This is a genomic window from Nitratireductor sp. CH_MIT9313-5, assembly GCF_037029545.1.
In the GTDB taxonomy this organism is placed as follows: domain Bacteria; phylum Pseudomonadota; class Alphaproteobacteria; order Rhizobiales; family Rhizobiaceae; genus Chelativorans.
This window is the reverse complement of record NZ_JAYMER010000017.1, coordinates 155527-168648: the sequence shown is the minus strand read 5'-3', so window position 1 is coordinate 168648 and position 13122 is coordinate 155527. Positions and strand designations below refer to the sequence as shown.

Here is a 13122-nt window from a genome sequence, read left to right as displayed (position 1 = left end):
TTACCTTCCTCAAACCTCTCTCCGATAGAAGTCCATAAAGTTGTGTCGGCTAAGGGGGCGGGGGAATGGACGAACTGGCAGACCGTGAGGTTCGGTTTCGCATTTCAGACATTGCATTGATGCTTGTTGCTGTTCTTCCTGCCCTTGGCGTGGGAGGTTACGGGCATTTCCTGCTGGGCGTCGAAATCCTGGACAAGGGAGCGCCCGATTTCTCCCTTTTCGGTCTTGCAAAAACGCTGGCGGCCATCTTGGCGGCTATGGGCATAGTGCTTGTTGGCACGCGGCTGAGAGGGCGCGACGCAATCGGCATTCCGCCCTTTGCCTTGCCGTCGATATCGGGCAGCATGCTTTTTCTTCTCGCCACGGCGCTGGCGGTGATCCTGGTTCCGCGCAGCCTCAACCACTTCGTGCGCGAATTGCAGCCGCTGAGCGTTCTTACGGAGGTGGTGCTTGTGGGGGCGCTTGTATTCCTGGTGCTGAGCGTGTCCGCCGCCTGGCGTACCGGGCGTGGAATGCTTCTGGGGATCAATGGAGGCGTAATCCACGCGCTTCTGTCAGGTGCCGTGTTTCTGATCCTGATGGAAGAGACATCATGGGGACAGCACTGGATCGGCTTCGGAACGCCGGAGGCGTTCAAGGGCAATCTCCAGAACGAGACCAACCTCCACAATTTCTATACCTACCGGTTCGAGCTGGTCTATTACAGCGCCGCCGTTCTGGCTTTTGTCTTGCTGCCGGCTTTCTGGCCCAAGCGATTGCCACAGATGCTGTCCCAATTCGGCTATTATGTTCCTCCGACATGGTTCGCTTTGTTCGCCCTGCCGGTCTGCGGGTTGATGTATGAATCGTGGAACATCATTCCCTACCAGATCTGGTTCTTTTGCGGCCTTCTGACAGCTGTCGTGATCGGGAGAAACGACGTCAAGCTGCGCATGGCTGCATTGATCCAGGCTGCGCTTCTCATGCTTTCGCAACTGGTCTTCCTGACACTCGGTCACAATATGGAAGATGGCTATGAGCTTTCAGAAGTCCGCGAATTTTTCATCAGCGTGCTGATCGCGGGCTATGCGTTGATTACGTGGCGTCGCGCAACGGGCGAGGGGGCTTCAGCTTCATCAACATAATCATCGTCGCCAAGGAACCGCCTGCCATCACCTTGCGTTGAGGGGTAAAACAGGATGGTTCTTATGCACGCTGATCCAAACAATCCGAAATCCAATACCGATCACGATGATCGCGTTTCGGAAAAGCACAAACGCGAAGAGCTTGATGACGAGCTGGAAGAAGGGCTGGAAGAAACATTCCCTGCCAGCGATCCGGTATCCGTGACACGCGCGACCCGAACGGGTGCTCCGGGCGAATTCGCCAAGGACAACGAGCAACCCGAGCGCGCGGATGAAGAGGAATTGGAAGAAGGGCTGGAAGAGACGTTTCCGGCATCCGATCCTCCCGCAGTCACCTCCATTACGCGTACCGGTGATCCGGCGCGCGACCGCGACGAGAACAAGAAATGACGGCAAGTTCAGGCGGAGCGTTCAGGCGCTCTGCCTATTCGCTTCCCACCTTGGTAAATTGCCTGGTGACCAGCCGTGGTGTCAGCGGCGAAAAAGAATTGTTCCTGCTCCACCTTCATGTTTATCATTCCGTTGAGCGGCACGTATGTGCCGGTCGCGAGGGGTGACTTCAATGTATGCGGTGGCGCCTGAACGTTGCGACTTTCTTGAATCTTCCGACCATCTGCTGGACGGCCTCCGTCTGGCGGGTGTGGGCGTTTGGCGTTGGAAGATCGATACGGATCTGCTGCTGTGGACCGACAATCTTGAAGCTGTGCATGGAGCGCCTCCAGGCGGCTATGACGCTTCGCTGGAAAGCTTCAAGCGCGATGTTCATCCCGATGACATGGACGAGGTCTGGCGCGCGATCAGATCGGCCATCGACAGCGGCGAGCCCTATTCCTTCATCTACCGCACCAATCCCAAGCTGACGACTACCATCCGGTGGATAGAAACGCGCGGCGGCGTAGTCACGGATGAGAAGGGGGAGCGGTGGCTGACCGGTGCCTGCATGGACGTCACCGCCCGCGTAAAGGCTGAGATGCAACTGACCCGGCGTTTGCGCCAGCAAAAGGCGCTGGAAGAGCTTGGCAGTTTCGCGCTTGGTGAAGATTCTCTGCAGGCTGTAGCCGATCGAGCAGTTCGCGTGGCTGCGGATGTTCTGGAAGTGCCGCTGGCCAAGATCCTTCAACTGTCCAATAGCGGTGAGGAGTTTGTTCTGCTTGCAGGTATCGGTTGGCGCAATGGTGCGGCGGGACACGAGCGAGTCAGCAACGACCCTTCGACGATGGCAGGCTTTACCTTGAAAGAGGGGCATCCGGTCATTGTGAGCAACCTGAAGCTGGAAACCCGGTTCACGGGGCCGCAGCTTCTTCATGATCATTGTGTCATCAGTGGCATGAGCACGGTCGTGGCCGGTGCCGACGAGCGGCCATTCGGTGTCTTCAGCGTCTATGCAACAGCACCGCGCGCCTTCGATACGGCAGATGCGGAATTCCTCAACGCATTGGCGCATATCGTGGCCAACAGCGCCCGACAGATTGCCGCAACCGAACACAGAATGTTGCTCGTGCGCGAGATGGCCCATCGTGCAGGCAACATGCTTCAGCTCGTCAACACGCTGGCACATCGCACCTTCACGCCAGATCAGGATCTGGCACTGGCTCATCGCGCATTTGCGGAGCGGCTGGGATCGCTGTCGCGCTCAAATTTCCTGATCGCGAAGGGGGGCTGGACGATGACCCAGTTCGCGGCCCTGGCGCGCGAGGTTCTGGAGCCTTTCCGGGATCGAGTGAATATGAGGGGGCGTGACGTGCTACTTCCGCCTGAGCTCTGCTTCGATCTGGGGCTTATTCTGCACGAGCTTTCGACCAATGCTGTCAAATATGGCACGCTTAGAAATGCGGAAGGGGCCGTTGATCTTTCCTGGCGCATCGAACGAGACGCTGACGGCAAGGAGCAGTTCCACTTCGAATGGAGCGATGCACAATCGAAGGGCATGGAACGCTGCCGCCAGACACGCGGGACAGGGTTTGGTTCGAAACTCATCGGGCTGCTGGTTGAGCAGAAATGGGGCGGAGTGATCCAGACGGATACCGACAACGGTTACCGGTTCGTCTGCCGCGTACCATTGCACAATTCCGAGGCCGCTCGCACTTTGTCTGGCTAATCAAAGGGCGGAGATGCCACCGTCTATACCGATGGCCTGTCCGGTCATGAAGCTGTTGGCGGGGTCGGCTGCAAAGAGCACCGCCGTGACCACCTCATCCACTTCTGCCAGCCGCTTCATCGGCACCCCGCGCGTCAATTCGGCTTCTGCCTTCTCCTGATCGGCCGGTGACATGGAGAGCATCTCCGTCACCATGTCCGTACGTGCGAAGGAAGGGCAGACGGCGTTTACCCGAATTCCCTTGGAGGCATATTCCGCGGCTGCGGTGCGCGTGAGGCCCACCACGCCATGTTTGGCAGCGGAGTAGATCGCCAGACGCGGCGCGCCCCCGAGCCCGGCGACGGAGGAGATATTGACGATCGCGCCCTTGCGCTTCGTCCTCCGATGCTGGCGCTCCATGGCCGGAAGCTGGTGCTTCATGGCGAAGAAGACGCCCAGCAGATCCACTTCCAGCACGCGGCGGGCCTCGTCCGACGGGATCAGGTGAAAGCGCACGAAAGATTGCGCAATCCCGGCATTGTTGATCGCGATATCGAGGGCGGAGAAACGGTCCAGCGCAAGATCAACGAGAGCCTCGGAAGTCTTCTCGTCCGCGATATCACCGGCATGAGACACGATCTCACGGGGATGGGCTGCCTGCAGCTCTGCGGTCAGCTGCTCAAGCGGCCCCGGCTCATAGTCCGACAATATGAGATTCGCGCCTTCGGCTGCGAGGGCGAAGGCGATCGACCGGCCAAATCCACCGCATGCGCCTGTCAGCAGCACGGTGCGTCCGTCAAAGCGCTTCATCTGCCCCATATCCCCGTTCTTCTGTCCCGCGCTTCAAGCGCTTTGAACCAAGTCCATTGCCAGATCGGCCATGGTTTCAACCTGCTGACCGTAGGCTTCGGCCTTTTGCGGGTTGGAGGCGTTGCCGTCAAGCGCGCGCTTGTAGACACCCTGGCATATGGCTGCGAGGCGGAAGAAGGCGAATGCGAGATAGAAGTTCCAGTGGGGGATATCCGAAAGGCCGCGGCGTTCGGCGTAGCGCTCCACATAGGTCTCTTCGGAGGGCAGGCCCAGCCTAGTGCGATCGATGCCACCGAGGCCCTTGAAGGCTGATGCGTGCGGCAGGCGCCACTGCATGCACTGATAGGACAGGTCGGCCAGCGGGTGGCCCAGCGTTGAAAGTTCCCAATCGATCAGGGCAAGCACGGCAGGCCGCTTGGGAGCGAAGATCATGTTGTCGTGGCGGAAGTCGCCATGAACGAGACAGCTTTGGCCGTCATCAGGCGGCATGTTTTCGCCAAGCCAGGCGATCAGCCGGTCCATATTCGCGATTTCACGGGTTTCGGTTGCGCGGTACTGTTCCGACCAACGCGCATATTGGCGGGCGAAATAGTCGCCTGGCCTGCCGTAGTCTTCCAACCCTGCCGCCTTCACATTCACATTGTGCAAGGCGGCAAGCGTCGCATTCATGGCATCGAAGATGGCGGCACGCTCATCATTGTCGTGAGCTTCGGGAAGTGCGGGGTCCCAGAAGATGCGGCCTTCCACATGGCCCATGAGATAGAACATGCGACCAAGCGGATTGTCCTCATCAGCCAGAAAGAGGACCGGTGGGACAGGTACCTCCGTTTCGGCCAGAGCCTGCATGACGCGGAACTCGCGATCAACGCGATGTGCCGATTTCAGAAGTTTGCCGGGCGGCTGGGTGCGCAGCACGAATTTGCCCGTGCTCGTCTCCAGCATATAGGTCGGGTTTGACTGACCCGACCCGAACTTCTTGATATGCGCAATGCTTCCAAGCTGCGCGACGCGATCCTCCAGAAAGGGCCGAAGCGCTTCGATTTCGGATGCGTTGGCTTTGCTCATGCATCTTCCCCCGTACGATCGGGCATTGCGAGTGTCAGCCAGCGTGCCGTGATGGCCGGTTTCATGGAGTTTTCGATCTCCATGGAGAGGTCGTAATGCACCTCGACAATGCCTGACGGGCGTACGCGCAGTTCGGCAAGATGAAAGCGCGTGCGTATGCGCGCGCCACATTTCACCGGATTTAGGAAGCGAATCTTGTCGAAGCCGAAATTGACGCCCATGCCGGTGCCTTCAAGCCGTGGCACAGCCTCGAACACCATGGTGGATAGAAGCGAAAGCGTGAGGAAGCCGTGCGCAATGGTGCCGCCATAGGGTGTCTCCTTCGCAGCGCGTTCCGGGTCGGTATGAATGAACTGGTGATCGTCCGTCGCATCGGCGAATTTGTCTATCATGTCCTGCGTGACCATGCGCCACTCGGACACGCCCACTTCCTGGCCGACAAGTTCACGGGCGTCATCAATTGAGATCATCTTCATGAAGGCGCATCAAGCTCCGTTGGTCATCTTGTTCTTCTAGTCGCGGAACAGCCTGATGCCGTGCTGCACGGATTGGCCCCCGTCAATCGGCAGGATTGCTCCAGTCACATAAGCGCCCGCGCGCGAGCACAGATACAGGGTGGCACCTGCGATGTCATCCGGCTGGCCGATGCGACCCAACGGAACGCGCGAGCCCACCTTAGCGGCTTTCTCGTCCGAGCCGGTCGCAAAAGCCGTCATGCGGCTCTGGAAGGGGCCGGGCGCGAAGGCGTTCACCGTGATGCGCTTCTCGGCGAACTCATCCGCCAGTGTCTTCGTGAGGTGATGTACGGCGGCCTTGGATGCCGTGTAGGAGTAAGCCCCTTCTGCTACGGGCTGGGTGCCCATGACGGAGCCAAGATTGATGATGCGCGCAGGGTCAGCATCGCTGGCTGCGGCCTGTAACTTTGGCAGAAGTTCGCGGGTGAGATGAAAGAGGCCGGTGACGTTCACATTCATCACCCGCGCCCAGGCGCTGTAGGGGAAGCTTTCCAACCGCTCGCCCCAGCTGACACCGGCATTGTTGAACAGGATGTGGAGCTTGTCGGTGCGCTCGCTGACTGCCTTTGCCAGTGCGTTGATGCCTTCTTCGGTTCCCACGTCACCGGCAAAACCTTCAGCTGAACCGTCTGCCTCAAGCGCATTCAGCTCTTCTGCCGTTGCTTCGCATTCCTCTCCCCGACGCGAAGCGATCATCACATGGGCGCCTGCCTGCACAAGTGCCGTGGCAGCCATCTGGCCGATGCCCGAGGCGCCACCGGTCACCAATGCGCGCTTGCCCTTCAGTGAGAAAAGTTCCTCCAGATAGCTCATCAAGTCTCCTCATCCTTGAGCCGCCTGCCACGCCCATGGCGATTGACAGGTGGTGGCAGTCTGTTCACCTTTCACGCTTTCGTAAAGGGCCGGTTTTCACCGGCACGTCCAGCAGGCCAAATGGCGGGAGGAGATGTGGATGGACGAGATGAATCTCGGCATGAGTGAGCGGCTGAAGCCGATACATGAAAAAGTCGCGGCCATGGTGCGCGAGGAGATCATGCCGCTTGACGAGGAGTTTCTTGCCGAGGTGGGCCGTGAGGGCAATCGCTGGGCGTATACCAAGCGCCAGAGCGAGATTCTTGAAGGGCTGAAAGCCAAGGCCAAGGAGCGCGGCCTGTGGAACTTCTGGCTGACGGATTCCGAGCGCGGCTACGGACTCAACACGGTTGAGTATGCCTATCTGGCGGAGGAGATGGGCAAGGCGCATCTGGGGGCGGAAGTCTTCAACTGTTCGGCCCCGGATACCGGAAACATGGAGGTTCTGGAGCGTTTCGGGCGGCCTGAGCACAAGGAGCGCTGGCTGAAGCCGTTGCTCGAAGGAGAGATCAGGTCGGCCTATCTGATGACCGAGCCGGATGTCGCATCATCCGATGCCACGAACATTTCTATGCGCTGCGAGCGCGATGGCGACGAGTATGTGCTCAATGGCGAAAAGTGGTGGTCATCAGGGGCGGGCGATCCGCGCTGCTCGATCTATATCGTGATGGTGCACACGCCGGATCCGGACCGCTCGCGCCATGAGCAGCACTCGATGATCCTTGTGCCGGCAGACACGCCCGGCGTGACCGTGTTGAGGCCCATGCTCGTTTATGGCGAGGATGATGCTCCGCACGGGCACATGCACATCCGCTTTGAGAATGTGCGCGTGCCGGCAGACCATCTGCTGGTGGGTGAGGGCAAGGGCTTTGCCATTGCACAGGGGCGGCTTGGGCCGGGGCGCATCCACCACTGCATGCGCGCAATTGGGCAGGCCGAGCGAGCCCTGGAGCTTATGTGCAAGCGCGCGCTGGAGCGTCAGGCATTCGGCAAGCGCCTGGCGGAACTGGGTGCCAATTTCGACATCATCGCGGATTGCCGCATGGAGATCGAGATGGCGCGGCTCTTGTGCCTCAAGGCGGCGTGGATGATGGATCAGGGCGACCCGAAGGCGGCGGCACCCTGGATCAGCCAGATCAAGGTGGCAGCACCGCGCATGGCGCTGAAGGTGGCCGATGAGGCGGTGCAGCTGTTCGGAGCGCAGGGGATCAGCCAGGACACGCCGCTGGCGCGTGCCTGGACGCATCTGCGCACGCTTCGCATCGTGGACGGTCCTGATGCGGTTCACCGCCGCCAGATCGCGCGTACGGAACTGAAGAAATACACTCAGGAAAAGATCTGAGTTCGATTGTCAGGCGGTTCTCAAGGAGCCGCCTGACATTGTTCATTCGAGCTTAGCTTGGAAGGGACGTTGCCTGATCAAGTTCGCGGGTCAGACGCGCTTCTTCTTCCACCTTCGGCGTGATGAAGCGCCCAAGCAGCAGATAGGCTACCGGGGTGAGGTAAAGGGTCGACACGGCCGAGAGGCCGAGGCCGCCGACGATAACCCAACCCAGCGCAACGCGTGCTTCCGCACCGGCTCCCGTTGCAAGGATCAGCGGGATACCGCCAACCACGGTACAGATCATGGTCATTGCGACCGGACGCAGGCGAATGATTGAAGCGCGTTCCACCGCTTCACGCACATTCAGCCCCTGATCGCGCAGCTGATTGGCGAATTCCACAATCAGAATGCCGTTCTTCGCCATGATGCCAACCAGCAGGACAAGGCCGATCTGGCTGTAGACATTCAGGCTCTGGCCCGTCAGCAGAAGCGCGAAGATGGCGCAGGCCAGGCCAAGCGGCACCGTTGCCATGATGATGAGTGCGCTGACAAAGCTTTCGAACTGGGCGGCAAGGACCAGAAGGATGATCACGATGGCAAAGCCGAAGATCGTGAACATGCTGCTGGTGGTTTCGCCAAGCGAAGCGGCTTCGGCCAGAGGGACGATGCGTGCGCCCGGTGGCAGGTGGTCTTCGGCGATTCTTTGCACTTCCTCAAGCGCCTCCCCCAGTGCGAAACCGTCAGAGAGGGAAGAGGTGATGTTGATCACCCGCAACTGGTTCTCGCGTCCGAGCGAGGGTGGCACGGCCTGTTCGGAAAGCGTGGTTATGGTGGAGAGCGGCACGAAGCGGCCGTCACCTGTCTTGATGAAGATGTTTTCCAGATCTGTCGGATCGTTGATCGGGTTCAGGGTCGAAAGCATCTTCACGTCGATGCTCTTGTCATCAAGGAAGACCGAGCCGACCGAACGGCCATCGAGCAGAGCCTGTATGGCCTGGCTCATGCCCGTATAGTTGATGCCGAGATCGGCAGCGCGTTCACGGTCGATGACCACCTTCAGCTGCGGCTGGGTCGCGTCGCGGGAGAGGCGCGGGCGGTCGAAGCGTTCATCCTGCTCCATTTCCGCAAGGATGGCATTCGCTGCGGCGGTGAGCCGGTCATAGCTGCTGCCGGCCACTGCGAATTGCAGACCGCTGCCCGACCCGCGGATGCCGAGGCTATTGGGCTGGAAGGCAAAGGCACGAACGCCTGGAACCCGTGCGGCCAGCGCATTGATCTCGTCGAGGATCTCCTGCTGGCTACGCTCACGCTCGTCCCATGGCGCAAGGCCAAGGATCAGGAAGCCGCTGTTGGAGCCGCCGCGACCCGAGACGGAGAACGTGCTGCGTACATCACCGCTTTCAATCAGAGGCGAGACCAATGCCTCGATACGGCGAAGCTGACCGGCAAGGTAATCCGCGCTCACACCCTGTGGGGCGGAGACCCGCATGAAGGCCATCGCGCGGTCTTCGTTTGGGGTCAGTTCGTTCTTGATGGAGCCGTAGAGGCTGAAAGCGGCTGCTGCGAATAGAATGGATGCGATGATGATCAGCGAAGGTGCGTTGAGGCAGAAACGCAGCGTGGCGGCATAGAGGCGGGAGAAGATTGCGCCGATGCGATCTCCAAGCCCGTTACTGCGCTCGGCTTCACCTTCCAAGCGAACACCTGCGGCAAGCAGTCGTGAGGCGAGCATCGGGCAGAGCGAAAGTGCGACGATGGAGGACAGAAAGACCGAAATCGCCAGCACGAAGCCGAATTCGCGGAATAGTCCGCCGGCCTGACCGGGCAAGAAGGAGAGCGGCACAAAGACCGCGACCAGCGTTGCCGTTGTGGCGATGACGGCGAAGAAGACCTCCTGTGTGCCCAGCACGGCTGCAGCACGTGGGCCCATGCCCTCGTTGCGGCGGCGCACGATGTTTTCCAGCACAACAATAGCGTCATCGACGACGAGGCCGGTGGCGAGCACGAGCGCGAGAAGCGTCAGGATGTTGATCGAGAAGCCTGCGAGATAGATCGCAGCGACCGTGCCGATCAGTGCGACAGGGATGGCCACACCTGGAATGATGGTCGCGCGGATGTCGCGCAGGAACATGAAGATCACGAAGAGCACAACCGTCACCGAGATGCCGAGCGCGATCTGAACTTCGTGGATCGCTCCCTCAATGAAGGTCGCGTCATCGCTGGTAATCTCCAGCGTGGTGCCTTCCGGCAGGTTGGGGCGGATCGCCTCGACAGCCTCACGCACGCCATTGGAGATTTCCAGCGTGTTCGATTGCGCCTGGCGCACAATGCCGAGGCCTATGCCGGTCTTGCCGTTTGCGCGCAGGATGGTGCCGCCTTCGTCCGGACCAAGCGTCACCGTGGCGACGTCACCGAGACGCACATTCTGCGCCAGTTCGACCGCTTCGAAATCCTCCGGGGTTTCGATGGATGATGTCGCGCGGACGATCAGATCCTGTGTGCTGTTGGTGATCGAGCCTGCCGGTGTGTCGAAAGCGATGGTGTTGAGGGCACTGCTGATATCGGCTACCGAAAGCCCGAGGCTGGCGAGGCGCGTCTGATCAATGTCGATGCGGAAGATCTTGTCGCGGTCGCCAAAGACCTGCACGTCGGCAACGCCTGGAACAGCGGCAAGCCGGTCGGCGACTTCTTCTTCCACCAGCACCGTCATGTCTTCCACTGACATGGTCTCGGAGGTCAGAGCCAGGCGAAGCACGGCTTCGGCATCGTCATCGGCCTTAACGACCGTTGGTGAATCCGCTTCGTCGGGAAGCTGGTTCTCGATGCGGCCCACGGCATCGCGAGCGTCGGATGCGGCGGTGTCGAGATTGACACTTTCGGAGAACTCGACCGTTACGCGGCTGCGACCGAAAGAGGATTGCGACGAGATCGCCGTCACACCTGAAATGCGCGCGACCGCGCCTTCCACGAAATCGGTAATCTCGCGGTCGATTGTCTCCGCGGCTGCGCCGTCAAAGCTGGTTGTGATGGAGATGACCGGCCGGTCAACATCGGGCAATTCTCGCACTTCCACGCCGTAGAGCGCTGCGAGACCGGCGACCGCGATCAACGTGTTCACAACAAAGGCGAAGACTGGTCGACGGACGAACAGGGCTGTCAGGCCGAGAGTGCCGCTGGTGTTGCTTTCGCTGGCCATGCCGGCGCTCTCCTTCACGAACCGCGCTGATCGCGTTGTGGCGTATCACCGGCAATGCGCGGCTCAGAGCCCTCACGCACGGCATGCACGCCTTCCGTTACCACTCGGGTGCCTTCGGCGAAGTCCGCCTCCACAAGCACACTGTCGGTGTTGCGCTGGATGATCTTGACCGGCTTCTGGTTGGCCACACCATCCACGACAGCCCAGACATAGGCACCGTCATTGCCCCACTGGATCGCCAGCGGCGGCACCGCAGGATATTCGTCGCCCGTAAAGCGCAGCGTCACCTTGAAGGCCATGCCGGAGCGCAGACGGTCCTGCGGATTGGCGATCTTGCCTTGCACGCGCAATGTGCGGCTTTCGCTATCGATCTGGTTGTCGATGGCCGATATGACGCCGTCATAGACCTCTGCGGGGCGGGCGACGGATTGGGCGGTCAGCGTCATGCCTGTTGCAATCTGCTGCGCATAGCGCTCAGGTACCCAAAAATCCACAAGCACGCTTGAACGGTCCTCGATCTGCGCGATGGTATCGGAAGACGTGACATAGGCACCCTGATTTATCGGCAGAATGCCGACCACACCGGCGATTGGCGCGGCGATGATACGACGTGAGAGGTTCAGTTCCGCGTCGCGCAGCGCAAGCTCGGCATTTCTGACGGCAAGCTCAGCCTCGGTCTGCTGAACGGCTGTGACCGTGTTGGATGAACGCAGGGCGGAGATGCGCTTGAGGGTGGATTGCGCGTCTTCCAGCGCGATTTTCGCGCGATCCAGCGCAATGGTCTCCGCATCACTATCGAGGCGCGCAATGACGTCGCCGGCTTCCACGCGAGCTCCGGCTTCGATCGTCAAATCGGTAATGCGACCGGATGCGAAGGGGCGCACTTCGACGGAGCTTTGGGCGCGGCCCGTGCCGATGGCGGTAAGGCGGTCATTGATGATGGCTGTGGTTACGGGTTCGGCCACGACCGCGGTGTTCATGCCTGGTCCGCCGCGTCCACCACGTCCGCCAGGTCGACCGCCGCCTCGCTGCTGGCCGGAAGCATTCTGATCAGGAGCAGTTGCAGCGGCAGCAGGGCCGCTTTCGAGGCCCCAGCGCGCAGCGATATCCCTGGCACCAGGAAAGAACAGGTACCAGCCGGCACCGGCAGCAATCAGGAGCATGAGGCTCAAGAGAGCCTGCTTCCACCACTTCATCGGAAATTCTCCCAAGGGGAATCAATAAATCACTGGCGCAAAACCCGCTCGCAGAAGAACATGCTGCAGGGTGCATGTTCTTCTTACGCCACACGCGGCGCGGGTTTCACGCGTTAAATTATTAAATTGTCGTAAGGCTTAGCATCTGCCTGTGCCGCCAATAAGGCGGCTTGCAGGGCGCGGCGCGTTATTCAAAAGCGCTGGATCGGCGCAGGATCTTGCCGAAAATTCAATCTGCTTGGGGGAAGGATGGTGGGCGTGACTGGGATTGAACCAGTGACCCCTTCGATGTCAACGAAGTGCTCTCCCGCTGAGCTACACGCCCATCCGACGCGGCGCATAGACCACAAGTTCCAAGCGCCCGTCAATAGCCTCTCGAACAAAAATCAAACTTTGCCGTCGAGGTTTTTCACGCGGCCCGTTCAGGCCGCCTGAAGCAGTTTTTCGACCTCGTTCACGAGATCGCGCAAATGGAAGGGTTTCGACAGGACTTTCGCGTCGCGGGGTGCCTCGGAATCGGGGTTCAGCGCGACCGCAGCAAAACCGGTGATGAACATGACCTTCAGGTCAGGATCAATCTCGGTCGCACGGCGGGCAAGCTCAATTCCGTCCATTTCGGGCATGACGATGTCGGTGAGCAGCAGCGAGAACGGCTCCTCACGCAGGCGGGAATAAGCGCCCGCACCATTGTCAAAATCCACCACGTCATGGCCGGCGCGCTCAAGCGCCTTGACCAGGAAGCGGCGCATGTCTTCATCATCTTCCGCAAGCAGAATTCGTGCCATATCAACTTCCGCGTCTCAACGGGCAGCCGGAACCCGGCGCCTTCAACCTCATTGCTATATGATTCGGGCACGGTAAATATCAAGTGAATGTTGCCGTGGCAGGCATGGACACAAGCCCGCAGCGGTGGCACGCTTCCATCCAAGGGGCGCGCGAAGTGCAGCAGGACGAAGCGCGGCG

General features: G+C 60.1%; 11 protein-coding genes and 1 tRNA gene. 4 read left to right on the top strand and 8 right to left on the bottom strand.

Features of this window, described 5'->3' with window-relative positions:
* The first annotated feature begins 65 nt into the window (after positions 1–65).
* The 3 genes from WA367_RS14825 to WA367_RS14815 all read left to right on the top strand — a co-directional run bounded on the left by WA367_RS14825 (position 66) and on the right by WA367_RS14815 (position 3222).
* Positions 66–1124 carry a hypothetical protein gene (locus WA367_RS14825; protein ID WP_336057551.1) on the top strand — a complete coding sequence of 353 codons (1059 nt, stop codon included), beginning with the start codon at positions 66–68 and terminating at the stop codon, positions 1122–1124.
* Between the two features lie 63 nt (positions 1125–1187).
* Positions 1188–1514, top strand: coding sequence for a hypothetical protein (locus WA367_RS14820; RefSeq protein ID WP_336057550.1), 327 nt, complete (start codon positions 1188–1190; stop codon positions 1512–1514).
* A gap of 172 nt (positions 1515–1686) precedes the next feature.
* A complete protein-coding gene (locus WA367_RS14815) occupies positions 1687–3222 on the top strand; it encodes a sensor histidine kinase (protein ID WP_336057549.1) in 1536 nt (511 codons plus the stop codon).
* Here the strand turns inward: WA367_RS14815 and WA367_RS14810 are convergent, their stop codons facing one another.
* Genes WA367_RS14810 through WA367_RS14795 form a run of 4 tightly spaced genes read right to left on the bottom strand, consistent with a single transcriptional unit; the run spans position 3223 to position 6404 of the window.
* Positions 3223–4011 (bottom strand): SDR family NAD(P)-dependent oxidoreductase, encoded by a 789-nt coding sequence (locus tag WA367_RS14810; RefSeq protein ID WP_336057548.1) that lies wholly within the window; start codon positions 4009–4011, stop codon positions 3223–3225.
* Positions 4012–4044: 33 nt separating this feature from the next.
* Positions 4045–5076, bottom strand: coding sequence for a phosphotransferase family protein (locus tag WA367_RS14805; RefSeq protein ID WP_336057547.1), 1032 nt, complete (start codon positions 5074–5076; stop codon positions 4045–4047).
* A complete protein-coding gene (locus tag WA367_RS14800) occupies positions 5073–5552 on the bottom strand; it encodes a MaoC family dehydratase (RefSeq protein WP_336057546.1) in 480 nt (159 codons plus the stop codon). The genes WA367_RS14805 and WA367_RS14800 overlap by 4 nt, the downstream gene beginning before the upstream one ends.
* A gap of 36 nt (positions 5553–5588) precedes the next feature.
* The gene (locus tag WA367_RS14795) at positions 5589–6404 is read right to left on the bottom strand and encodes an SDR family oxidoreductase (RefSeq protein ID WP_336057545.1); all 816 of its coding nucleotides are present in this window, start codon (positions 6402–6404) and stop codon (positions 5589–5591) included.
* A gap of 139 nt (positions 6405–6543) precedes the next feature.
* Here WA367_RS14795 and WA367_RS14790 point away from each other — a divergent pair, with 139 nt between their 5' ends.
* The gene (locus WA367_RS14790; protein ID WP_336057544.1) at positions 6544–7785 is read left to right on the top strand and encodes an acyl-CoA dehydrogenase family protein; all 1242 of its coding nucleotides are present in this window, start codon (positions 6544–6546) and stop codon (positions 7783–7785) included.
* Positions 7786–7837: 52 nt separating this feature from the next.
* Here the strand turns inward: WA367_RS14790 and WA367_RS14785 are convergent, their stop codons facing one another.
* The 4 genes from WA367_RS14785 to cpdR all read right to left on the bottom strand — a co-directional run bounded on the left by WA367_RS14785 (position 7838) and on the right by cpdR (position 12944).
* The gene (locus tag WA367_RS14785; RefSeq protein ID WP_336057543.1) at positions 7838–10963 is read right to left on the bottom strand and encodes an efflux RND transporter permease subunit; all 3126 of its coding nucleotides are present in this window, start codon (positions 10961–10963) and stop codon (positions 7838–7840) included.
* 14 nt (positions 10964–10977) lie between these two features.
* On the bottom strand, positions 10978–12159 hold the full coding sequence (locus WA367_RS14780) for an efflux RND transporter periplasmic adaptor subunit (protein ID WP_336057542.1): 1182 nt from the start codon (positions 12157–12159) through the stop codon (positions 10978–10980).
* Between the two features lie 250 nt (positions 12160–12409).
* Positions 12410–12484, bottom strand: a tRNA-Val gene (locus tag WA367_RS14775).
* Between the two features lie 97 nt (positions 12485–12581).
* Positions 12582–12944 carry a cell cycle two-component system response regulator CpdR gene (gene cpdR / locus WA367_RS14770; RefSeq protein ID WP_036478702.1) on the bottom strand — a complete coding sequence of 121 codons (363 nt, stop codon included), beginning with the start codon at positions 12942–12944 and terminating at the stop codon, positions 12582–12584.
* Between the last annotated feature and the right edge of the window lie 178 nt (positions 12945–13122).